Origin of the sequence: Kamptonema formosum PCC 10802 (assembly GCF_000332335.1) — a bacterium.
In the GTDB taxonomy this organism is placed as follows: domain Bacteria; phylum Cyanobacteriota; class Cyanobacteriia; order Cyanobacteriales; family Oscillatoriaceae; genus Oscillatoria.
In genome coordinates this window covers 531,433-554,764 of sequence record NZ_KB235948.1, presented here as the reverse complement: position 1 = coordinate 554,764, position 23,332 = coordinate 531,433, and the positions used below count along the sequence as shown (strand labels likewise).

Below are 23,332 nucleotides of genomic sequence, written 5' to 3'. Positions count from 1 at the left end.
TCCTTGGGCGCAAGAAGTAGGAATTGGCTCAGCAGCGGTAAAAGAAAGCCCCTTAGTTAACTTCGGATACCAGGTTCCCTGAGAGAAATTAGCGTCATTAAATTTGATAGACCCAGAGGTGTCGCGGCAGCTTATAAACTTAGCGTCTTTGCTCGCAATAAAAGCTAAGTAAGCGTCAAAAATCGCATTTTGCCGGATGTGGCAGGGCGTTTCCTTCACCCACTGGGGCAAGTCGCCCTGCATGATTTCGTTTCGTAATTTTAGCTTGCTCAGTCGCTTGCCACTCTGCTGCAAAGCGATGGCCTGGCTGTAGCCATACCGGCAGGCTGCGAGCCATTTTCTCCAGGTTTTATTGAGTTCCGAATTTGGGTAAACCCGCATCTTCTTTGACCTGAGATTTATAAGTTCGGATTCCGCAGAGCCTGGAGCTAAAACAGTGGAGGATGGCAAGGATGTCCTCAGCCATTTCTCACTATCGAGTGAAACCTGCGTCATTGAGAACCACGAGGCAAGCACCCGTTTTGCTCGCAGAGCCACCGAAACAGGTCAAAGCCTTTTCTTGCCAATCTGTCTTTCTGGGTAACGCCAACCAGTCGGACATTTCCTGACAGAATTTGTTCCAGTAGGGCTTGCAGCTTTTTTCGCTTGAAGTTGAGCCCGCCACCGATTTCAGAGACGTTAGCGTAGCGGCTCCTTTGGAGCATTTCGGCTTACGGGTAGAGGCTACTGAGGGCTGCGACCTGCCGGTTGAGGTCGGGCCAGGCAGCCCGACCGCTGACTCTGGCGCAGACGACCACTTTTCTTCTGTCCCCGCCAGATTGGGCGACGTAGGACTCGATGTTGTGGCGGCGCTGTCGCGATGGGGTTCGGCGCTGTCGCGATGGGGTTCAGATGGCTTCAATCCGCCCATCTCCCTCCCACCGGCATCCGGGAGAGCTCGTGCACTCCTTGGATTTCCGCCGCTTCTTTGGGTTTGACATATTTCGTCAATAGGACTGTCCTCGAACTTTGCCGCTATTATATCACATTATTCCGCTTTGCCCAAATTCTGCGATTAAATTTTGCTCCCTCTTCTTTCATCCTTCCAGAGAGGGGCTGCGATTGTCGCGCCTGTTTCCAGGGCCGGTGCCCTCGCCGGGCCTGACCCCCCCCGACACCTGCCGCTCCTTCTTTTTTGAGTTTTGTTAAGATATTCATATTTTTGTAAATACTTTCCCTTCTCCCGCAACACCAAGGGTGGGCAACTCCCCTCTAAGCCTTGTCGCGCCTGCATTCCAGGCTTCGTGTCAAAAAATTAAGACAAGTTGAATTTTTGTGCCAGAATCGATATACTAGCGACGGTTTTTGTTACTAACACTACACCCGTCGGCTGAAAGAGGAGGTAAAGAGGTTGGCCAGGAGACGTAAGCGTAAGAGCCGCCGTCGCCAGGAAGGGCGTCGCATTCTGGAGCATGTGCCTCAATATAGTATCGAAAGTGGCGAGGATAAACCCGTTACAGCCGCTCGAAAGTTTATCCACGCCGAGGGCATTCTCCCACCAGCTTTGCTGCTTGTCAAACGGAACGAACATACCACTGACCGGTACTTCTGGGCAGAAAAGGGTCTGTTTGGGGCGCAGTATGTTGAAGAAAACCATTTCCTGTTCCCCAGCCTGAAAATGCTGGAGAACACTACAGCGAATACTGCGATTGCAGCGACTGCTCGCTGAAATCGCGCCCACCGGCACGTTGCCTCGGGCAGCGCTGCAAGGGAAGCAGGATCTGGGCTCAAGCTCACTCACCCGCACTCAGCTTTGGGTGCGGTGCGGGCGGGCTTGAGTCCAGCTCGCTCCCTTTGATTCAATCTGTTTGATTCATAGAACAATAGGATAAGCGGCAGAACTCTATAAATCTGCAAAAGGCGTGTTGCGTCCCGGCTGGCTGCTGTGCCTTCGGCTTCGTGGCCCGGGAGCTACAACCCCACGCGGTGGGGGTGAGGGCGGTCGCTCCCTTTTGGGAGCCGGCACGCCTGAAAAGCGGCGCGCCAAATTAAATCGGTTCTGGGGCAGGTACGCGCCTGCCCGCCGGGACCGTACATGTGCGGTCCCGGCTGTTCTATTTTCGGTGCGAGCTATTCCCAGGGCTTCAAGGCAAAAGCCCGCTTTAGCTCGGCGATCTCATCGCGATGCGCTGTTACTGCAATCAGACTGTGCTGCCGGTTCTCCTGACTGGTGAGCGTTTCCACCTTGAGCGAAACTTTCTCGGGACGACCGGCTCTCTGCCAGTAAAACAGTCCAGCTGCCGGTGCCAGGACAAGCAGCCCCAGAAAGACGCTCGCCAGTTGCGGGAAAAGGATAGCTAAAACCAGCGCCAGACAGAGGGTGCCGGTGGCGGCCAGCAGGGTTAGGAAAATGGCCAGAAACCAGGAAGGCTGCACATACCCTTCAAACGTGACTTGGTTTTGGGCGGCATCGACTGCGGCCACTCGGTAGGCGCGCCCGGAGAAATACTGCTGCAGCTGGGTGAGAAGGGATTCTTCTTCTTGCTCGGAAATGAATTTTTCTTCGCAGGTCCTGTCTTTGACGGAAGCCCGAATGAAGAAAAATAGGCCGGCTGCCAGGAGTAGGGTCAGCAGGAATGTTGATGAGAGAATCGAAGAATTCATCTCAATTGATGTCAGGTAGTTTACATAAGTTTACAATAAAGCGCGGCGACATGCCAGGCCGCGAGTGCGGCGCATTTAATTTGCTTCATACCGGCAAGCGGATAAGCGTAAATTCCTCTTCCTATAACACTTTCGACTCTCCACCCGTCTGCTAGAATAAAAAATTAAATGCGTAACAGCCGAGGGGCTGCCGGTGGCCCCCGGGGAGGTTGGGGGTGGGACAGTTTACCGCACCGCGCCCGCACCGGCAGCCACTACTCCGCGAGCTCACTGGCCGGTCGCTCACTGTGTCCGGGTTGGGGTGTGAGGTTGCGCCGGGCGATATACTCCTGCCAAAGACGGGCTAAATCCTCAGCCTGCGACTGCCAGTGCTCGTGAACGAGATACATGCGGCGGGGGCGTCCGCGCCCCTCAACTTTTTTCCAGTAACCCCGGATCGCCTGCTGGTCCTCCAGGAATTTGAGAGCGCTGTAGAGGACAGTGTCAGAGAGCCGGTAAAGTGGGTATTCCCGCTCCAGTCGCTGGATCAGTTCTGTCCCGCAGGAATCTCCCCGCAACAAGACGGAAAGGATGTAGCACACGGTGAGTTCCTTGTTCAGATAGATGGGAGGGGGGTCTTGAAAAAATTGATAGATGTCGTCAATTTTCATGTGTCTGACTCACGAATACCCCTGTCACCACTTCAGTGTAGTCCACCTCTTTTGAAAATAGGCGCAGCTGCTTCAGGAGCTTCCATTGCAGCCGTTCGGGGGTGGGAAGCGGGGGGGTCTGGGGCAGGGCAGGGGGGAGAGAAAAACCGGCCTCCCGCGCCACCGGCAGTTCCCTAGCGTTCCCCAAGGCGACCGCAGGGCTTTTCTCTCAAAATCCGGTTGCTCACTATTTAAAAAAATATTAAGTTGCAATTTGGACTGCCAGTGAGCCGGCAGCCGGCCAGAAAGAAATTTGGGCGTTTTGGCGGTTTGGCGCGGGGGCGTTGCTAATCTTTCCCGCTGGAATATTTATTCAGATTAATCTGCCGGAGAGGAGATGATGAGGGCCGGTGCCTGCGTTGGGTGGGGCAGGCGTTCCCTAGAAACGGCGAGCGCCAGAGGGTGTGGGGGGGGCAGCCTCCTCCGACAAACTGCACTCAAGGGTTTTGGGGTTGCCTTCGGGCTCGGAGCCTTTGCCAAGAGGGCCGGCGATCCAAACCGGCCTGCCATCCCAGTAAAATAAGCTTATTTTCAATGCCGGCACCCTCGCCGCCTTCCGGTTCGGGGAGAGCTGGGCAAAAACACCAAAGACAGTGTTCAGCTGGGGAGCGTGCCCCCACGGGCAGTCGTTTCAGGCCAGAGGGAAGATTCCGGGCCGGCGGCTCCTGTCTGCCCTCAGGCAGAAATCCCGACAAATTCTTTGGACTTTGGGAAAGATTTTGCTACGGTTTATAAAAGTTCATTGCTGATTGTTGAATTTTGTTGCAGGAGCTGCGGGTCGTCGAGAAAGCGGACGTCCGGTGGCAACCGGCCCCTTGAGATGAGATACTGCAGGCGGTCAGGAAAACTTGGCCAAAAGCAGCAGAGGGCGCAAGTCCCGCAAGTGATCGCGCCCGCTGCCTCCCCATGAGCACAACATGCCGGCGCTGCCAAAGAGCGCTTTCAAACACGCCTGCGAACCCCTTTAGGTTAGGTAAGTATATGTCCACGACGACCATCGCCCCGGATCAGGTTAACCGCATTGTTTGGAACCAGCATCAAGACCCGTTTGAAGTCCTCGGGCCCCATAGCCTAGAGCAGAATGGTAAAGGAACCAGCTGGGTGGTGCGAGCTTACCAGCCTACCGCTGATGCCGTGTGGGTGGTGCTCCCGGAAAAGCGGAAAGAATACCCGATGCAATCGGTGCATCACCCCCACTTCTTTGAGTGCGTCATCGAGACGCCAGAACTGGCCAACTACCAGCTGCGCCTCAAAGAAGGAGAGCACGAGCGCGTCATCTACGACCCTTACGCCTTCCGCTCACCGAAGCTGACGGAGTTTGACTTTCACCTGTTCGCGGAAGGCAACCATCACCGCATCTACGAAAAATTAGGCGCTCACCTGATGGAAGTAGATGGTGTCAAAGGCGTATACTTTGCCGTTTGGGCACCCAGCGCCCGCAACGTTTCCGTACTGGGGGATTTCAACAGCTGGGACGGTCGGAAACACCAAATGGCCAAACGGGGCAGCGGCGTTTGGGAACTGTTTATCCCCGCAGTGGGTGTTGGAGATCACTACAAATACGAAATAAAAAACGGGGAAGGCCACATCTACGAAAAATCCGACCCCTACGGCTTCCAGCAAGAAGTCCGGCCCAAAACCGCCTCGATCGTCACGGACCTGAACACCCACACCTGGAACGATGACGAGTGGATGGAGCGCCGGCGTCACACCGACAGCCTCAAGCAGCCGATTTCGGTTTACGAATGCCACTTGGGCTCCTGGCTGCACGCCTCCTCCGCTGAACCGGCCTTCCTGCCTGACGGAACAGAGGAGCCGGTGGTGATCGCCTCAGAACTGCGACCCGGTGCGCGCTTCCTCACCTACCGGGAGCTCGCGGACAAGCTGATTCCCTACGTCAAAGACCTGGGCTTCACCCACATCGAACTGCTGCCGATCGCAGAACACCCGTTTGACGGCTCCTGGGGCTATCAGGTGACCGGCTTTTACGCCCCCACCTCGCGCTTCGGCACCCCCCAAGACTTCATGTATTTCGTGGACCAGTGTCACGCCAACGGCATTGGCGTGATCGTGGACTGGGTTCCCGGCCACTTCCCCAAAGACGGCCACGGATTGGCCTTCTTTGACGGCACCCACCTGTACGAGCACGCCGACCCCCGCAAGGGCGAGCACAAAGGCTGGGGCACTCTGGTCTTCAACTACGGTCGCAACGAAGTCCGCAACTTCCTGGTCGCCAACGCCCTGTTCTGGTTCGACAAGTACCACATCGACGGCGTGCGGGTGGACGCTGTGGCCAGCATCATCTACCTCAACTACTGCCGCCCGGATGGGGAGTGGGTGGCCAACCAGTACGGGGGCTGCGAAAACATCGAAGGGGCTGACTTCCTGCGCCAGACGAATCACGTCCTGTTCAGCTACTTCCCCGGCATTCTCACGATTGCGGAAGAGTCTACCTCTTGGCCAATGGTGACTTGGCCTACCTATGTGGGCGGGTTGGGCTTTAACTTCAAGTGGGATATGGGGTGGATGCACGACATCCTGGACTATTTCCACCTCGACCCCTGGTTCCGCCAGTTCCACCAGAACAACGTCACGTTCGCCATGTGGTATCACCCCAGCGAAAACTTCATGCTGGCCCTGTCTCACGATGAGGTGGTGCACGGCAAGAGCCCAATGATTGGCAAGATGCCGGGGGACCGCTGGCAGAAGTTTGCCAATCTCCGCGCCCTCTCCACTTTTATGTTCACCCACCCGGGCAAGAAGACTATCTTTATGGGGATGGAGTTTGCCCAGTGGAGCGAGTGGAATGCCTGGGCGGACTTGGAGTGGCACCTGCACCAGTATGACGACCACAAAAATATGCTGCAGTTCTTCAAGGACTTGAACCAGATGTATCGCAGCGAACCGGCACTCTACACCCAGGATGGCGGTTACGACGGGTTTGAGTGGATTGACTGCAGCGACAACCGGCACAGTGTGGTTTCGTTCATGCGCCTCGATAAAGATCCAGATAACTACCTTGTCGTCGTCTGCAATTTCACGCCCCAGCCCCACAGCCACTACCGCATCGGGGTGCCGGAATTCGGATTCTACACTGAGCTGTTTAACAGCGACGCCAGCAAGTACGGCGGCAGCAATATGGGCAATCTCGGCGGCAAGTGGGCCGACGAGTGGTGGTTCCACAACAAACCTTACTCCCTGGACTTGTGCTTGCCGCCCCTGGGCGTGCTGGTGTTCAAGCTCGACCGCGAGAAGACGGCGCTGGCGCTGCGTGCGGCCTCCGTTGAGGAGCCCTAAGCTAGCGCGCCCCACCGGCACTCAGGGAGGGAAGCGAGTCAGGGGTTCGCCGAACCTGACTCTTGCGGCCATTCTCCATCTCTGGGAGGTTGGGGCGGGCCAGCTTCTCTTTTCTCCCGAACGCCCTGATGCCACAACCCCGGTTCCTTGAAGAAACTGGGTTCGCTCACTTATTTTATTGACAGGTTGGTTTTTTTGTGATAGGGAATTGGCGGCCAATCAGCTAAAGTGCGGCAAGCTCTTAGGCTAATAATGCTGTTTGTTGGAGAAAGGAGGCTCTGCCTTCAAAGCCTCGATCGTTTGGCAGCAGCCCCGGCAGGAGGGGAGCGAGGGGATGCTGCCGGCGCGCCGCGCTTTTCGTGCGGGGAATCTCTAATTCGGTAGCGCTTCGGGGAGAGCGGCTTCGGGTAAGATAGATGTTGTCGCGTAGCGTGATTCAGGACGGCTTCCAAACGTGTCATTAATGTCAATTTCCTCCTTGCGTGAGCAACAGCATCCGCTGATCCGCCAGTTAGCGAATCGGATTGAGGCAATCTGGGAACGCTATTTGGATTTGGCACCTTACCCAATGCCGCCTGAGTTGGGGTATGTGGAGGGGCGTCTGGAGGGAGAAAGGCTGAGGATTGAAAATCGCTGCTACCAGACTCCCCAGTTCCGCAAGCTGCACTTGGAACTGGCGCGGGTGGGGGCGACGCTGGATATCTTGCACTGCGTGATGTTTCCCCGCGCCAACTACGCTCTGCCAATGTTCGGTACGGATCTGGTGGCGGGGAAGGGACAAATGAGTGCGGCGATTGTGGATCTGTCGCCGGTGAGCGCTGACAAGTATTTGCCGGTGGCGTACCAGCAGGAGCTGGCGGCGCTGGGTGCGGTCAATTTTTCGCAGCCCCGCCCCCTCCCGGAATGGGCGGATATCTTTTCGGAATTTTGCCTGTTTGTGCGACCGAACAGCAGCGAGGAAGACTCTCTGTTTTTATCCCGGGTGGAGTCGTATCTGGAAATTCACGTTCAGCAGGCGCTGAAAAGCCAGCCGGTTTCTGGGGAGGAAGCTATTCAGGTAATAGCGGGTCAGCGCTACTACTGCACCAAGCAGCAGAAGAACGACAAGACTCGCCGGGTGCTGGAAAAAGCTTTTGGCCCGGAATGGGCTGAGCATTACATGACGACGGTGCTGTTTGATTGCGCGGATTAGTGATTAGTGGCTGGTGGTTGGTCAGGAGCGCATGAAAATCTCACGCCGGTGCCCCACGCCCCATGCCCCATGCGCCCCACCCCTATTTTCAAGTTAGCAACATCCTAGTATAATTGGACTAATATCTGATGGAGCAGGAGTCCCGTTTGAAAGATAAACGGTTCTTAAAACCTGGGGGTTGGTGGCTGATTGGGGTCGTCGGTGCGGCGGGAATTGCTGTTACTGGCGTGGCTTATTACCAGCTCTCTCAGATGAGTGCTCCAAAGCCGCCCGCTCCCGCACCGGCTCCGCCGCCGGCAGTGAGCGCTTTGGGGAGGCTGGAACCCCAGGGAGAAGTGATTAAGCTGTCGGCTCCTAACTCTCAGGAAGGAGCGCGGGTTAAGGCGATGCTCGTGAGAGAGGGCGCTGCGGTTCGCGCTGGGCAAGTGCTTGCAGTTCTCGACAGCCAGGACCAGAGATCTGCTTCTTTGCAACAAGCAGAAAAACAGGTGAAGGCAGCCAAAGCGCGTCTGGCACAAGTGGAAGCCGGTGCGAAAGCTGGGGAAATTGCCGCTCAGAAGGCTACGATTTCTCGCTTGCAAGCGCAGCTGCAAGGGCAAAAGCAAACTCAAGAGGCTACGATTGCCCGACTTGTGGCTCAGCTGCAAGGGGAACAGCAGGCTCAAGAGGCTACTGTGGCTAGAGCGATCGCTCAGCTGCAAGGGGACAGGACGGCTCAAAAGGCGAGAATTGCTCGACTGACGGCTCAGCTGCAAGAGGAAAAAATTGCTCAAGAGGCAGCAATTGAGCGCATAAAGGCTGAGCAGCAAGGGCAAATTTCTGCCCAAAAGGCAGCGGTTGCCAGACTTGAGGCGGAGGTGAAAAATGCCCGCTCGGAGTTTGAGCGCTACGAGCAGCTGTATAAAGCCGGTGCGATTTCTGTTTCGCAGTTTGACAGCAAGCGCCTGACGCAGGAAACGGTTGCGGAGCAGCTGAATGAGGGGATTGCTAATCTTAACAAAATTGTGGCTGCCGGTCAAGAGCAGCTGAATGAGGAGCGCGCGAATCTCAACAAGATTGTGGCTACGGGTGAGAAGCAGCTGCGCGAGGAGGAAGCGACTCTCGGTAAAATTGTGGCTACGGGTGAGAAGCTGATTGAGGAGGCGGAAGCGACTTTAAGAAAGACGGTGAGGACTCTGAGCGAGCAAATTAATGAGGCTACAGCGACTCGGGATGAGACGGTGGCTACGCTGCAAAAGCAAATTGAGGAAGCTGAGGCGAATTTAGATAGAATTGCTGAAGTTAGGCCGGTGGATGTGCAAGCGGCGAGGGCGGAAGTTGAAAGTGCGCTGGCGGCTGTGGACAGGGCTCGGGCTGATTTGGATATGGCGGATGTGAAAGCGCCGGTAGATGGTCAGATTTTGAAAATTCACACCCGCCCGGGTGAGGTTGTCGGCAATGATGGGATTGTCGATATGGGGCAAACTGACCAGATGTTTGTGGTGGCGGAGGTGTATGAAAGTGATATCAGTAAGGTGCGTGCCGGTCAGCGGGCGATGATTACCAATGATTCGTTTGCTGGAGAGTTGAAGGGAGTGGTGGCTGAGGTGGGTTTGCAAATTAGCAAAAAGGATGTTCTGGATACCGATCCGGCGGCGGATGTGGATGCGCGGGTGGTTGAGGTGAAAATCCGCCTCGATAAGGAAGATAGCAAGCGCGTTAAGGGGTTAACTAATTTACAGGTTGAAGTTAAAATTATGCTGGGAGAGAATGGGGTAGGTTCGGGAGCGCCGCAGAAGGTGGATGCGGGAGCGAAGGGGCCTTCGGGAGCGTCTCCGAAGGTCGGTGCGGGAGCGAAGAAGTAATATAGCAATAGACAGTCTGTTTAGGACAAGGCATCTCATTTGCTAGTAGGTCTAGGGACAGGCGAGACGCCTGTCCTACGTCCTAACCTAAGTGGCTAGTGCTATATCATGTCCGACGGCTTCGTTTGTGCATAGCAGGGGAACAACGGGAGCTTCGGGAGCTTCGGGAGCGGGGTAAATTACCAATGCCCAATGCCCAATGCCCCATGCCCAATCCAAAATCCAAAATCCAAAATCCAAAATCCAAAATTGATATGAAAACACCTTTGGCTTGGTTGCAGCTCACCCGCGAAAAGATGCGCTTGCTTGTGGCGCTGGCGGGGATTGGTTTTGCGGACATTTTGATGTTCATGCAGCTAGGTTTCCGGGATGCGCTGTTTGAGAGTTCTGTGCGCTTGCACAGAGAGTTGCAGGGTGACATTTTTTTGATCAGCCCACAGTCTACGGCTTTGATTGCTATGAAAAGTTTTCCCCACCGGCGCTTGTATCAAGCGCTTATCTTCGAGGGGGTGGAATCGGTCAGTCCTGTGTATTTGAATTTTGCTTTGTGGAAGAATCCTTACGCTAAAGAACAAGAAAAGGAGTGCCGGGGAGAAAATCAAAAGCTTTCCCCTGAAGACCAGGATAAAAAATGCAAGAAAGCCACTTCTCGTGGCATTCTCGTGGTTGGCTTTAACCCGTCAGACCCGGTGTTCGATTTGCCAGCAGTGGTGGAAAATATCGATAAAATTAAACTTTCAGATGTGGTTCTGTTTGATGAGGCTTCTCGGGCGGAATTTGGGCCAATACCGGAAAAGTTTAATCAGGGGGAAACTGTCACGACGGAGGTGGGAGGACGCCGCGTTAAGGTGAAAGGGCTGTTTACGCTGGGGGCTTCTTTCGGTGCGGACGGCAATATTATCACGAGCGATTTAAACTTTTTGAGGATTTTTAATCGCAGCAATAAGGGTTTGATTGATGTGGGTATTGTTAAGTTAAAGCCGGGAGTTGATGTGAGAGAAACCGTGCAAAGGATGAGAGCTTTATTGCCGGGGGATGTCAAGATTTTCTCGAAAGAGGAATTTTTGAACTGGGAGATAAGTTACTGGCAGAACAGCACGGCCATTGGGTTTATTTTCAGCCTGGGCACGGCGATGGGTTTTATTGTCGGGATTGTGATTGTGTATCAAATCCTTTACACGGATGTGACGGATCACTTGGCTGAGTACGCCACGCTGAAAGCAATGGGATATACGGACACTTACTTTTTGGTGGTGGTTTTCCAAGAGGCTTTGGTTCTGGCGATTTTGGGTTATTTTCCTGCAATGGGTTTATCGTTTGGGTTGTATCATTTGACGAAAAATGCGACTAGCTTGCCGGTTATGATGACTGCCGGTCGGGCTGTGGTGGTGTTTATTCTCACTGTGCTGATGTGTTCTATTTCGGGGGCGATCGCGGTGCGCAAATTGAGCGCTGCCGATCCGGCGGATATTTTTTAGCGGTTCGCTTCCCCTCGTTCGCAGGATTAGCCTGGGAACGAGGAAATGATGCCGGTGGGGGCGGGATGGGGTGGGGCGGGTTTATGTAGGTTTTCTTTGGGAAGTAAAAGGTTGTGAGTGAACCCGCCCCTACAGATATAGCAATCGGCAGTTAGTTTAAGACAAGGTATCTCACATGCTAGTAGGGATAGGGACAGGCGAGACGCCTGTCCTATGTCGTAACCTAAGATAGGGACAGGCGAGACGCCTGTCCTACGTCCTAACCTAAGTGGCTAGTGCTATAATAATGAAGGTTGATATAAGGTGCGTTCCTGGCGGAACGCACCCTACTGCTACAGCCAGTTCCCTATTAAAACGTAAGGTGCCCAGTAAGCCGGATGATTGTAGTTCTTATCCTGCAAAAGAGTCCGTTGGGCGCGACTGAGGGCTTCGGCTTTGGTAACATCTTTATCACGGGCTAATTCTTGATAAAATTTCACCATGAGTTCTTTGGCGGATGTATCTTCGACGTTCCACAGGGTGGCGAGGGTGCTGCGTGCTCCCGCCCGCACGGCTACTCCAGCTAAACCTAAAACAGCCCGCCGATCTCCTTGCGCTGTTTCGCAAGCACTGAGGACGAGTAATTCGATGGCTTTATCTCCAGTCTGAGTCTGGAGTAATTCCTTTAACTCGTTAAAGTTGAGGTCACTTCTCCAAGGATAAATCAGTGTTTTCTCCGGGTTAGAGCTGAACTCGCCGTGAGTCGCTATGTGAACTACAGGGAAAGAACCCGATTTGAGCTCTGCTTTAAATTTATCCGGGGTAAACTTATCATTGAGGAGTCCCTTGCTTCCGCGCCCCACATTCCCCACAATTGTATTCACTTCATCTGGCACAGCCGGCAATGGATCTTTGCCTTGGTTTGCTTCGCTCACCCCTGCTGCTAAGACTTTAAAATCTTCCCGTGGTAAAGGTTTGGGGTCTAGCAGTTGCAAACCGGGAGTTAGGGCGACGCTGTACTTCTCCACCAGATACTTTTTGCCGTCGTAGAGGGCAGCTATGGGAATATTTTGCAATGGCCCATCTAGCACGAATACCAGTGTGTTAACCCCAGAGACAGATGCCAAGTCTTTCTCGATAGGTTTGATTAACCAGTTATACACTTCCTGTAAAATGGGCTGTAGCTTCTCTGAATTGGTTTGGAATTTTTCCGCTATTACCTCCTGGTTAAGATTCTGAATACTAAAGATAGTTTTTGTTTCTTGGTATAGGGTTCTATACAGGCTATCTAAAACCTCGCGATAGTTCCTGGGGAGGACAGTTGGGCGGTGAAGCAGACCTTGGTTAGGCAATTGGAGGAGGATTTCTAATCTGTTGCCCACAATTATCGGGTAGATGACTGCCGATTTTTGGGCTTGCTTATTAAGGAACTCGCCAATCCGCACCGGCACAACTTCCGCACAGGGATCGCGAAAGAAGTTGTCCAGTTCCGCCACCTGCAAAGCTTCAAACACTCTTTGCGCTAGTTCGCCGGGGTTTGGGGAAGTTTCAGAAGCTGAACTCCGTTCCAGCACTTTCTGGGACAGGTCTAAATTTCCTACCTGTCGGAGAATATCGCCTAAGCTGCGCAATGCAACAGCTTTGATGGGAGAGGGGGAATCTGAGAATTCCTGTAGCCAGGAATTGGCGTCTTCTTTTGAGAGTTTGCTCACCCGGGTAAAGTCGCTCCCGAAGATTTGCATTAATGTCTCACCGGCTCTCGGATAAAGCCCTAAATCTTGCAAAGCGCGGGCTTGGTTGAGCCAGCTCTGATTTTTCCCCTCCTCCCAACTTAGTTTATCATAGATGCTGGCCGTTTGCTGCCAGTTTGCCAAAGCTTTTTCTGCCTGTCCCACTGCCAATTGCAGATTCCCTTCGATGTCGCGGGTTTGGGCGATGACTCTCAGTTCCTCGGCAGAAGCGCCCTGAGTTGCCGGCAGCAGCTTCAGACTTTCTTCTATACTTTGCGCAGCTTTCTGCCACTCTCCTACTTGCTGGTACGTTAGGGAGAGATTGCTTAACGCCATCGCTTGGTTTAAGGTATCCCCCTGCTTTTGAAAAGCTGAGGCAGCCTGCTGCCAAACGATTGCGGCTTCCTGGAATTGTCCTGATTCGTAGAGCGTGGTGCCTTGCTGTGCTAGTTCGGTGCCGGTGGGAGTTTGGGAGAGCGCTTTTGTTTCACTCAGTGGCATCTCAGTTTGGCCAAAGTGCGGGTTCGAGAAGCCGGTTGGGTTAACCCCACCCCCTAACTCCCTCCCCGCGTGCGGGGAGGGGGAAAGAGATTGAATTCGCTCCGCCGGCAACGCCCGAACGTTTATACTTAAAATCAGTCCCATAAAGGCTAGGAGGACTAGCCTCAGGGTGCGCAATCCCCCAAGGATTCCTCGTTCCCAGGCTCCCGCCTGGAAACGCCCCTTGAGAGGCTCTGCCTCTCGTTTTTCTCGATAGATTGTGGAGGCAGGAGCCTCCTGAGAAGCATTCCCAGCCTGAGGCTGGGAACGAGAGAGGATTAGGGATTGTACTCTACGGAAAAATACAGTCCATTTTCTTGCCATGTTCTTTTTTCGGAGTCCACATTAACTAAAGGTATGCTATAATCAAGTCTAGCAGAAAAGTGATTGCCTGACTGCTACCTCAACCCGACACCGGCACCCACCAGTGTGTTGGGATTCGGGCTGTCTTTCCCGCCGCTGTTCCAAACCGTGCCGGCATCGACAAAGGGCGTCACCTGCAAAACTCCAGACTCATCCCTGTACACCGGCACCCGCAGTTCTGCAGAGGCATTCCTGCTGGGGAGGAGTTGGGGGAATTGGATTGGGAATCTGATTGGGATTGATGGTTTGCGCCGCAACTGGACAAGCGGTTGTGCCGGTGAGCAATGTGGCCAAAATTAGGGCGTCGCGCATTTGTGGGATGAAGAACCCCACCCCCCAACCCCCTCCCCGCGTGCGGGGAAGGGGAGTAAGAGGGAGTTTTTAATGAGTGGGAAAAGTTTCAATCATCCTTCTACTGTGCGAAGTCCCGGCGGTTTAAACCGCAGCTATACATCGAAGTGCTGGGGGTCTATGCCAATGCCACTGTCGTGAATCTTACCACTGGAGGCGGCGGCAAGCAGAGCGGCAGCAATTTTTTGTCTAAAGCTTTATAAAAAAATCCCCCGGGCAAAATCACAGCTTAATATCATGTCCAGTGGATTGACCGCTCTCGCGCAGACAGCCTTCTTGGGATTGACAGCGCCCAATGCCACGCCCCACGCCCCACCGAGAGAGATTTTGCGGGCATTTCACCCAACCTGCTGGAAAGCTATCTTTTGGGCTAATCTCCAGTCGAGTGTATTCCCAGTTGAGATAGATAAGCTGTTCCGCTTTTAATATACTTATTGTGGGAAGGAGGCAGAGCCTTCAGAGGGGCGTGCCCAAAATCCAAAATCCAAAATTTTAAATTCAAAATCCAAAATTGCGCCCGTTCATTCCGCCCCCGTCAAGCTGATAATTTCACCGAACTGAAAATTCTCCGCTAAATCCCTTAGAGCGCCGGCGAGAGCAGCCTTCTCGGCTGGAATTTGTTCGAGCAACTCCACAACCCTATCGTCACTGCCTTCAGAAGCGGCATCGCTGACTTGCGCTACCCACTCGGGCGGCATCTCAGAGATCAGGTTCCTTAAATCAGAAGCTGTCAGCTTGTCGGCGGGCGCTTTGTTTTGTTCTGCGGCTTCGCTCTCTTGCTCCCATTCATATTGGACGCCGAGAGCTTGGCTGATTTTTTCTAAGAGAACATTAGGCTGGAACGGCTTGCTAAGAAAATAATCGCACCCGGCAGATAAAATTATTTGTCGCTGTTCGTCAAAAGCGCTAGCCGTCAGAGCAAAAATTATAGTTTTGGCGTCCGCCGGCATCCGGGACGATTCCGAATCCCTCTCGGCTCCCGCCGGGAGCTGCAATTCCCCCCTTTGCCGCTCCTCGGCTCTAAGAAGCCGAGTGGCTTCATAGCCATCCATCACCGGCATCCGCATATCCATCAAAATTAAATGCGGCTGCCAATCTTTCCAGCACTGCACCACTTCTTGGCCGTTGGTGGCTTCCCGGATAGAAAAGCCAATTGATGCTAGTATTTTTACCAGTAAAAGGCGATTGTTGGCAATATCGTCAGCGACCAGGATGCGATATTCCGGTTGAGCGGGGGCGAGACGAATCACCTTGCGGGATGGCTGAACTATCTCAACTTCCTCAGCGCCGGCAGCGCGGATTTGAATGTCAAAAGCAAATAAGCTTCCCTGACCGGGAGTGCTGCTAACTTGAATCTCGCCTCCCATCAAGTGCACGTATTTCTGGCTAATCGGCAAGCCTAAACCAGTTCCTTGCTGAGATTTTCGACCGGCTTCTGTTTGGGCGAAGGCTTCAAATAAGAGGTGAAATTCTTCAGGGGCAATGCCCGGGCCGGTGTCTTCGACTTCAAAGTGAAGTGTAAATTTGTCGCTCTCCGCTGTCAATTCAGTCAATTCAGTTTTCTCTTCTGCCGGCAGCTGGCCGCCAAGCGACACGCGAAGCGTCACCCAGCCAACTTGCGTAAATTTGATGGCATTTCCCAGGAGGTTGAGCAAGACTTGGCGTAATTTGCCCCCGTCAGTTTTGACATACTGAGGAATTACCGCGCCATATTCAAACCGCAATTGCAATCCTTTGGAAGCCGCTTTTAAGTGCAGCATTTTCTCTAAGCTGTCCAGCAGTTGCAGCAGGTCGAAGCTGCTTTCATTGAACGTTGTCCTGCCCGCTTCAATTTTGGAGACTTCTAAAATGTCGTCGATTAGGCAGAGTAAATGTTCGCCGGCGCGATTGATAATTTCCAGGTTTTTCTGGTTTTCGGCAGAGATCGAACTGTCGCGGCTCATTATTTGGCTGAAGCCGAGAATGGCATTGAGCGGCGTTCTCAATTCGTGGCTCATGCTGGCCAGAAATTCACTTTTAGCGCGGTTGGCGGCGTCGGCAGCCAGTACAGCGTCTTGTAGAGCTTCTGATTGCCTTTGCGTTTGCGCCAGCAATTCCGCCTGCTGCAAAGCAATGCCCAATTGATTGCCAATATGTACGGCAGTGGAGATTTCCGTTTTTTTCCACTGGCGGGAACTTCTATTTTGATAAGCGGCGAGCAGTCCCCAAAGTTTCTCGCCGCAAAAGATGGGAACGGCAACGTAAGCTTTCGCTTGCAGCCGCTCTAAAAGTTCGATATAGCAAGAGGTAAACCCGGCTTCGTAGATATTTTCAATGGCCAGGTAATGGATGCCTCGATTGTAGACGCCTCCTTGAGTTTCCACCAAGTAAGTATCCCGCACGAAACCGCTGGAATTACTCAAGTCTTTGAGGGCGCAACTGTCCTTATTAATGAGCTGGCAGAACGAGCAGTCGTGGCGCATCACTGGAGTCCACTCGCTTCCGACTGACTCGGCAGCGCAGCTGCCACTCCAGTCGGGATTGAACTGATACACTAAAACGCGATCGCAGTTAAGCACCTGCCGCAATTCAGAAGTCGTGGCAGCAAATATTGTTTCTAGGTTCAAACTCTGGCGCATTTTTTGAATCACTGCCGAAAGTGTTTTTTCTCGCTCCGCACTTTCCCGCAGCGCTTCTTCAGCTTTTTTGCGCTCGCTAATGTCCCGGGCCACCCAAGCGACTGTATTTTCTGAAGTCGGCGCAATGCTCGCAGAAAACCAAAGGCGCTCCCCCTCCAATTGCAAGCTATATTCGCAATTGACAACTTGCTGCGCCTCTAAAGCCTGCCTGATGTAGCGGCAAAATTTTTCTCGTTCCCCAAAGAACATGTCTACAGTTTTAGCGATAATGTCTGTGCCTGGAGGGTAGAGTTTTCCGGGATTCGTCGGAGCAACTTTGACCGTATGGCCACCGGCATCAATCATCAGTACGATGTCCGCCATCGCTTCAAAGAACCCCCGAATTTCTTCCTGAGATGACCGCAGCTTGTCTTCCATCAGCTGCCGGTTCCGAATCTCCTCCTGCAACTGCTCATTTTGTTCGCGGAGATGTTTTTGCAGCCGGCCAATCTTCAATTGATTCTCTATCCGCGCTAGAAGCTCTTCGACTTGAAACGGTTTTGTGATATAATCATATCCCCCTGTTGAAAAAGCTTTTACTTTATCAAACGGTTCGTACAGAGCGCTCAAAAAAATCACCGGAATGTCGCGCGTTTTTTCATCCGCTTTTAGCTGGGAGCACACATCATAGCCGTCTGGCGCCGGCATCATAATGTCAAGCAAAATTAAATCGGGAGCCTCCGCCCGGACTGCTGCTATCGCCAGCTGCCCATTCAGGAGCGGGCGAACGCCATACCCGCGCTGGCTCAAAACATCCGTCAGTAAGCGCAAATTATTTGGGTCATCATCAACCACTAAAATATTAGCGAGAAATCCGGCTTTACACCTACTCATTTTTCAACTTCGCTCCTTCCATTCAGCTAGAAGCTGGGACTGGGCTAGACGGTTTGGGCACAGGCGAGACTGTGGGCACAGGCGAGACTCCTGTGCTACGTCCTCCTGCTGTGGCGCGAACAAGCAAAACTCTATCCCTCCCCAATCTTTTTGGACTGTTCTATCGCTGTTAATATCCTGGTATAATCAAACTCTCCTACTACCTCCTTCAGCACCTCGGCCAAGCGAGCGTTGGCCCCGGCTATTTCATCAATAGCCCTATAAATTTCATCCAAGTAAGCGCGGACGGTTGCTCGCTCCAACCCCTCGACCAAATCGGGAGGCAGAGCCGCCAATTCAGCAGGGTTTAGAACCCTGATCTCCGTTTCCAGAGACCTGTTTGCGCCTGTTCTTTCCTCATAAACATACCGCACACCTAAATATTTTGTCAAGCTCTCAAAAATTTCTGAGCTTCGGAACGGCTTGGCGATAAAATCATCGAAACCGGCTGCTAAAATTGAGGTTCTCTCTTCCGCGTAGCTGCTCGCCGTGACCGCCACGATAGCGGTTTGAGCCGGCTCTTGGCCATCGGGAGCCGGTGCCCAGGAAGGCCCTGAGAAGTCCTCCCCCTCTCCGCTGCCGCTCTTTTCTGCCCAGCCCGCTTGCAACTGCCACTGTTCCCCCTCCCGCGCTTTTATCTGCTGAGTCGCCTCAATGCCGGTCATCCCAGGCATCCGCACATCCATAAAGATCAGGTGCGGCTGCCAGCTTGACCACAATTGTAATGCCTGAAAGCCATTAGTGGCTTCTTTAATTTCAAAGCCAAGGGGAGAAAGCCACTCGACCAGCAGCTGCCGGTTGTCCCGCTGATCGTCGGCAATCAAAATTCTGTAGCGAGGTTGGTTGGGCTCTAGGGCAATAATTTGGCGGGTTGGCTGGCTGCCGGTTTCCAGATTGCAGGGCTCACCCAAACCGACCTGAATGTCAAACTCGAACGTGCTGCCCCGCCCCACTTGACTGCTGACAGTAATTTCTCCCCCCATAAGCTCTACGAATTTGCGGCTGATCGGCAAGCCCAACCCCGTTCCCTCTTGTGATTGTTTGCCGGTTCTCGTCTGCAAGAACGGCTCAAAAATTTTCTCTAAGTCATTCTCCGGAATTCCCGCTCCCGTATCTTCAACTTCAAAGTGCAGTGTCAGCCTTTCGCTGTCAGTCGGCAGCTGGAAGCGCTCTTCTACGGCTCCAGGCTCCCTGACGCGCACAGAGACTAGCACGCTTCCCGTTTCGGTAAACTTAATGGCGTTCCCTATCAAGTTTAGCAGAACTTGGCGCAGTTTAATTTCATCCGCCAGCACCAATTCAGGCACGCCGGCCTCCCGAGAAACGCTCAACCGCAACCCTTTCTCCCGCGCCTTCAGAGAGAGCATCCTTTCTAAGTCCTCCAGCAAGCGGTGCAGATTAAAAGTGTGTTCGTTGATCGTAGTGCGTCCCGCTTCAATTTTCGCCATATCTAGCACGTCATTGATCAGGGTGAGCAAGTGGTGACCGCTGCGGTTGATAATCGCGAGATTTTCTCGATGTTCGGCGGGGAGTGAGGGGCTTTGGGCCATTAACTGGGCAAAGCCGAGAATCGCATTCAGCGGGGTTCTCAATTCGTGGCTCATATTCGCCAAGAACGCACTTTTGGCGCGATTAGCCGCTTCGGCGGCTTCAGCGGCGTGTTGCAGTTGCAGCGATTGATTTTGAATTTGGGCGAAGAGTTCCGCTTGTTGAATCGCTACGCCTAACTGAATGCCCACTTGCGTGAGTAATTGAATTTCTTGGGATTTCCACTGCCGCGGGCCATTGTTTTGGTAGGCGCTCAGCAACCCCCACAGCTGTTCGCCGGCATAAACGCCAACAGCGCAAAATGCTTTGGCTTGAAACTGCTCTAATAATTCAATGTGGCAGTCCGCAAGCCCCGCCTGATAAATATCACTGACGGCAAAGCTTTCCTGCAGGCGATATCGACCGCCTCGGGTTTCTTGCAAGTAAGTATCTGCCCACACCGGCTCAATCCCATCACCCACCAGGGGCACCCAACCAGGAGCCACCGATTCAGCCACGAATTCCCCACTCCAGTCAGAATGGAAACGGTAGACACTGACGCGGGAACATCCCAGCGTGACGCGCAATTTCTGAGTGACGTTGCGGAAAATAGTTTCGATGTCCAGGGTTTGGCGCATGCTTTGCGTCACCTGGAAAAGCGTTCTCTCCCGCTCCACACTCTCGCGAAAGGCGATTTCTGCGAGTTGGCGCTCCGTAATGTCCATCACTGTGCCAATCAAGCGAACCAATTCCCCCTGCGGGTTGAACACCGGCTCCCCCCGGCTCTCCACATATCGAATCTCCCCGCTGGGGCGGACAATGCGAAGCACAGCTTCAAACGGTTTCAGCTCCTGTGCCGGTGCTGCAATTTGAGTTTGATAAATTCTCCAATCATCAGGATGGATGAATTTAGAAGTATCGGGATAGTCTGGTGCGGGTTGGCTGAAGTCAAGACCGTGAATGCGGTAGAGTTCTTCTGACCAGGTGGTTTCGCCGGTGACGCAATCAAATTCCCAGCTGCCAATATGAGCGATTTTTTGAGCTTGGCGCAAATTTACCAAGCTCTCGCGCAAGGCTTCTTCTGCCAGTTTGCGCTCGGTGATATCTAATGAGACTGACGTCACTATCCAGCTGTTTTGGCTTTCATCCCACCGGCTGCTGTTCGTTTGCGAAATCCAGCGCAGGCTTCCGTCTTTGCCGTACAGCCGGTACTCGTAAGTCCCCGTGCTACCGGCGAAAATATCCGCAGATATATCCGCTGACACCGCCTGCAAATCTTCGGGAATAATCCGGCTCACCCACAGGTCTTTGTCTGCCTTGAGTTCTTTTGCGGTGTAGCCAGAAATCGCCTCGCACCCGGCGGCAATATGGTCGATCTCCCAGCTGCCACCTGCAAACACTCGCATGCTGGTAATAGCAGCCACCGCATTGTTCAGAATGTCGTTTAACTTCGCTTTCGAGGCTTCTAGGGCGAGTTCGAGCTGTTTGCGCTCGCTAATTTCCACCACAACCGTTCCCACTCCATAGGCACAATCCAACTCACCCTGAATGGGAAAGTAAGAAACGAGCCAGTAGCGTGTAACTCCGGGTTTTGAGGGCACTTCGCCCCGCACTTCTCGATTGAGAACCGGCTGTCCTGTTGCCAGCACTTGCTGGTAGAGCGGTTCAATTGCCAGCGCTAAGTTGGGCACAACTTCCCGAAGAGTTTTGCCAGCGTACTTCTCTACCGGCAGCCCATCAATTTCTGCTAAGGTTTCGTTCACTCTCACAAACCGCAGCTGACTGTCCACCACGCACATCCCCACGGTTGCGGAAGCAAAGAAAGCATTGATTTGAGCTTGGCTGCGCCGCAACTCCTCGGTTCTTTCCCGCACTTGCGCTTCTAGGGTGCGGCTGTAATCCGCCAACACCTGCTGCGCTTGTTTCCGTTCGGTGATGTCAGCAAAAGCATTAATCGCGTAAATCACGTTTCCCTCCGCGTCAAACACGGGAGTCGCCCGCACTTCTACCAGAATACTTTGACCGTCTCGGCGAATTTCTAGATCCTCAGACAAGACGGTTTCCCCTTGCAAGGCGCGCACTCCCGGCAGCTGTTCGGTTGGGTACAGTTGATCTGTGCCGGCCAGGTACATTCCGTAGCCTTCTGATAGCTTTGCGGCTGGCACGCCGGCGAGCGCTCCTTGACCTGCAATTTTTTTCCCGGCTTCATTGATCGCAATCACCTGACCGGACGCATCCATAACAGCTACGCCCACCGGCACCGCATCTAAAAAAGTGGCAAATTTTTGCTCGCTCTCTTTCAGCGCTTGAAACGAACTGTTCAGAGACTCTGCCATCCGGTTAAAAGACTCGGTTAATTCCCGCACTTCCGGAGCGCCTATTACCGGTATATTGATTTCAAATTCTCCGCCCGCCATTCTTTTTGCTGCTGCATTCAAGCGGATGATCGGTCGCGTCACCCATTCGCCGACGAGAATGCCTGTGCCGGTGGCGGCAATTAAGATAGCAACGCACAGCAGAATAGTAATGCCGGTATTCTCGTTAATCCGCGCCATGAAATCGGACTCCGGCACGGTGAGGACAATCAGCCAGTCCAAACCGTATTTATCTCGATAGGGAACAACCCGCACAAACAGGCGCTCTGTGCCCGGCCAGTGGAGAAACGCTCTATTTCGCCTCTTTCCGACATTTCGTGCCTCTACAATCAGCTGTTGTGGAGTTTGCAGCGTGCGGAAATCCCCAAAGCGCTTCTCTAACTCTCGGGCAATTTCCCGCGTCCGCGCATCCCGGCTGTCAGCTGCACGCAATCGCTCAGGCTTACTCTTCTCCGGCGTCACATAGGGAGTTTCTAAGGTCGAAGTAGCCACTAAATTCCCAGACCGCTCGATAATAAACGTCTGTCCCGATGGAGAGAAGTGCAGCTTGTTGAGAAAGGTACTGATATCCGCGAGCATTAAATCAGATGTAAAAACACCTTGAAATTCCCCGGCAGCATTAGAAACAGGAGCCAGTGCGAGCATTCCTAAAGTGGGCGCAGTTCGGTATACAAAAATCGGTGTCCAGACTTGTTTCCCTGCTTTTTTTGCGTAGATATACCAGGTAAGCTTGCGAAAATCATCAGCGAATTTATATAATATTTTTTGGGGCTTGCCCTTAGAGTCTACCAGATAGTATTTGCGCTGCCAGGGCTCGTTCTCGCTCATTTTTCCCAAGTAGCGCGTACCGATTTGCAAGTTCTCTCCGGTTAGCTTTTGGGCTTGTTCCCAGGCTTCCTTACTGACAAATCGTCCGTAACCAACGATTTCTCCTCGCTCGTTCCAGAAGAAGCTGCTGGCCAGCGACGGGTGCAGGTTGATTTGCTGCCAAAACTGCTGCCGCAGTTCCTCAAAGTCGGTGATATCCAGGGTTCCCAGCTCGGCGGCCAGATAGTTGGCTGCCACAACCTGCTGGGGTGTCTCTAAATAGCTGTCGAAGCGCTCGCTTATCCGCTCTGACACCTCCTCCATCACTTTATTGGCCAAGTCTTCTACAGCCTGCTGCCCGTTTTTATATGATAGATATCCCACCAGCCCCACTGTCCCGACGATTTGCAGCACGAAGGGGACTATCAGGACAGCTCGCAGCGGAACTTTTCCAGAAAATTTCACGAGGGCGCTTAGGATAACAGCTCTCGACTGATTGAGGGAGTTGACCGGCATAGGGACAGTAGCGACGCTCGCGCGGGCGCAGGTGGCGGCGGCGCAGCTCATGGCTTTTTGCGAACCGCCAGCGACTTTGTTTACTCTCACAACATACTCTGCTCTCGGGGCTGCTGTCAAGTGGCGGCGAATTAATCTATCAACTTGAGTTATATTAAATTTAGACGCCCACGGCTAGTACCTAATATCATGTCCTTTTGATTGAGCAAAATTAGCACAGCGTTTGGGCTTTAGCCCAACTACAAACTTAGCACAATTTTTGGGCTAAAGCCCAACTACAAACCTTTGGGCTAAAGCCCAACTACGAACCTTTGGGCTAAAGCCTAACTACAAACCTTTGGGCTAAAGCCCAACTACAAACCTTTGGGCTAAAGCCCAACTACAAACCTTTGGGCTAAAGCCCAACTACAAACCTTTGGGCTAAAGCCCAACTACAAACCTTTGGGCTAAAGCCCAACTACGAACGTTTGG

At 53.2% G+C, this 23,332-nt stretch carries 12 protein-coding genes and 2 pseudogenes; 7 read left to right on the top strand and 7 right to left on the bottom strand.

What is annotated here, in order from left to right:
* Window positions 1-336 precede the first annotated feature (336 nt).
* Both OSC10802_RS56930 and OSC10802_RS47325 read right to left on the bottom strand, forming a co-directional pair.
* Window positions 337-381 (bottom strand): annotated as a pseudogene (locus OSC10802_RS56930) (hypothetical protein); the annotation flags it as partial.
* Window positions 365-990, bottom strand: a pseudogene (locus OSC10802_RS47325) (IS607 family transposase); the annotation flags it as partial. The pseudogenes OSC10802_RS47325 and OSC10802_RS56930, both read right to left, overlap by 17 nt.
* A 400-nt stretch (window positions 991-1,390) precedes the next feature.
* Here OSC10802_RS47325 and OSC10802_RS45705 point away from each other — a divergent pair.
* On the top strand, window positions 1,391-1,708 hold the full coding sequence (locus OSC10802_RS45705) for a DUF3155 domain-containing protein (RefSeq protein ID WP_071593262.1): 318 nt from the start codon (window positions 1,391-1,393) through the stop codon (window positions 1,706-1,708).
* Between the two features lie 401 nt (window positions 1,709-2,109).
* Here the strand turns inward: OSC10802_RS45705 and OSC10802_RS0102380 are convergent, their stop codons facing one another.
* Window positions 2,110-2,643 carry a cofactor assembly of complex C subunit B gene (locus OSC10802_RS0102380; protein WP_017715187.1) on the bottom strand — a complete coding sequence of 178 codons (534 nt, stop codon included), beginning with the start codon at window positions 2,641-2,643 and terminating at the stop codon, window positions 2,110-2,112.
* 254 nt (window positions 2,644-2,897) lie between these two features.
* A complete protein-coding gene (locus tag OSC10802_RS38370; RefSeq protein ID WP_017715186.1) occupies window positions 2,898-3,293 on the bottom strand; it encodes a PadR family transcriptional regulator in 396 nt (131 codons plus the stop codon).
* Window positions 3,294-4,313: 1,020 nt separating this feature from the next.
* Between OSC10802_RS38370 and glgB the strand changes: the two genes are divergently transcribed.
* The 4 genes from glgB to devC all read left to right on the top strand — a co-directional run bounded on the left by glgB (window position 4,314) and on the right by devC (window position 11,143).
* On the top strand, window positions 4,314-6,629 hold the full coding sequence (gene glgB / locus OSC10802_RS0102365) for a 1,4-alpha-glucan branching enzyme (RefSeq protein ID WP_017715184.1): 2,316 nt from the start codon (window positions 4,314-4,316) through the stop codon (window positions 6,627-6,629).
* 463 nt (window positions 6,630-7,092) lie between these two features.
* The gene (locus OSC10802_RS0102360) at window positions 7,093-7,821 is read left to right on the top strand and encodes a phycocyanobilin:ferredoxin oxidoreductase (RefSeq protein ID WP_017715183.1); all 729 of its coding nucleotides are present in this window, start codon (window positions 7,093-7,095) and stop codon (window positions 7,819-7,821) included.
* A 146-nt stretch (window positions 7,822-7,967) separates the two neighbouring features.
* The gene (locus tag OSC10802_RS38360) at window positions 7,968-9,665 is read left to right on the top strand and encodes an HlyD family efflux transporter periplasmic adaptor subunit (protein WP_232731602.1); all 1,698 of its coding nucleotides are present in this window, start codon (window positions 7,968-7,970) and stop codon (window positions 9,663-9,665) included.
* Between the two features lie 254 nt (window positions 9,666-9,919).
* Entirely contained in the window at window positions 9,920-11,143 is a 1,224-nt protein-coding gene (gene devC, locus OSC10802_RS0102350) for an ABC transporter permease DevC (protein ID WP_198525046.1), read from the top strand.
* Between the two features lie 332 nt (window positions 11,144-11,475).
* Here devC and OSC10802_RS0102345 read toward each other — a convergent pair whose 3' ends face one another.
* Window positions 11,476-13,497 (bottom strand): CHAT domain-containing protein, encoded by a 2,022-nt coding sequence (locus tag OSC10802_RS0102345; protein WP_198525045.1) that lies wholly within the window; start codon window positions 13,495-13,497, stop codon window positions 11,476-11,478.
* Between the two features lie 282 nt (window positions 13,498-13,779).
* On the opposite strand from OSC10802_RS0102345, the gene OSC10802_RS56925 reads away from it, so the two are divergent.
* Both OSC10802_RS56925 and OSC10802_RS0102330 read left to right on the top strand, forming a co-directional pair.
* Window positions 13,780-14,055, top strand: a complete 276-nt coding sequence (locus OSC10802_RS56925; RefSeq protein ID WP_017715179.1) for a hypothetical protein — start codon at window positions 13,780-13,782, stop codon at window positions 14,053-14,055.
* 288 nt (window positions 14,056-14,343) lie between these two features.
* Complete coding sequence (locus OSC10802_RS0102330; protein WP_017715177.1) at window positions 14,344-14,532, top strand: hypothetical protein; 189 nt, start codon at window positions 14,344-14,346, stop codon at window positions 14,530-14,532.
* Window positions 14,533-14,627: 95 nt separating this feature from the next.
* On the opposite strand, the gene OSC10802_RS53960 is transcribed toward OSC10802_RS0102330, so the two are convergent.
* On the bottom strand, window positions 14,628-17,597 hold the full coding sequence (locus OSC10802_RS53960) for a response regulator (protein WP_017715176.1): 2,970 nt from the start codon (window positions 17,595-17,597) through the stop codon (window positions 14,628-14,630).
* Window positions 17,598-17,728: 131 nt separating this feature from the next.
* A complete protein-coding gene (locus tag OSC10802_RS43850) occupies window positions 17,729-22,951 on the bottom strand; it encodes a PAS domain S-box protein (RefSeq protein ID WP_155967325.1) in 5,223 nt (1,740 codons plus the stop codon).
* Between the last annotated feature and the right edge of the window lie 381 nt (window positions 22,952-23,332).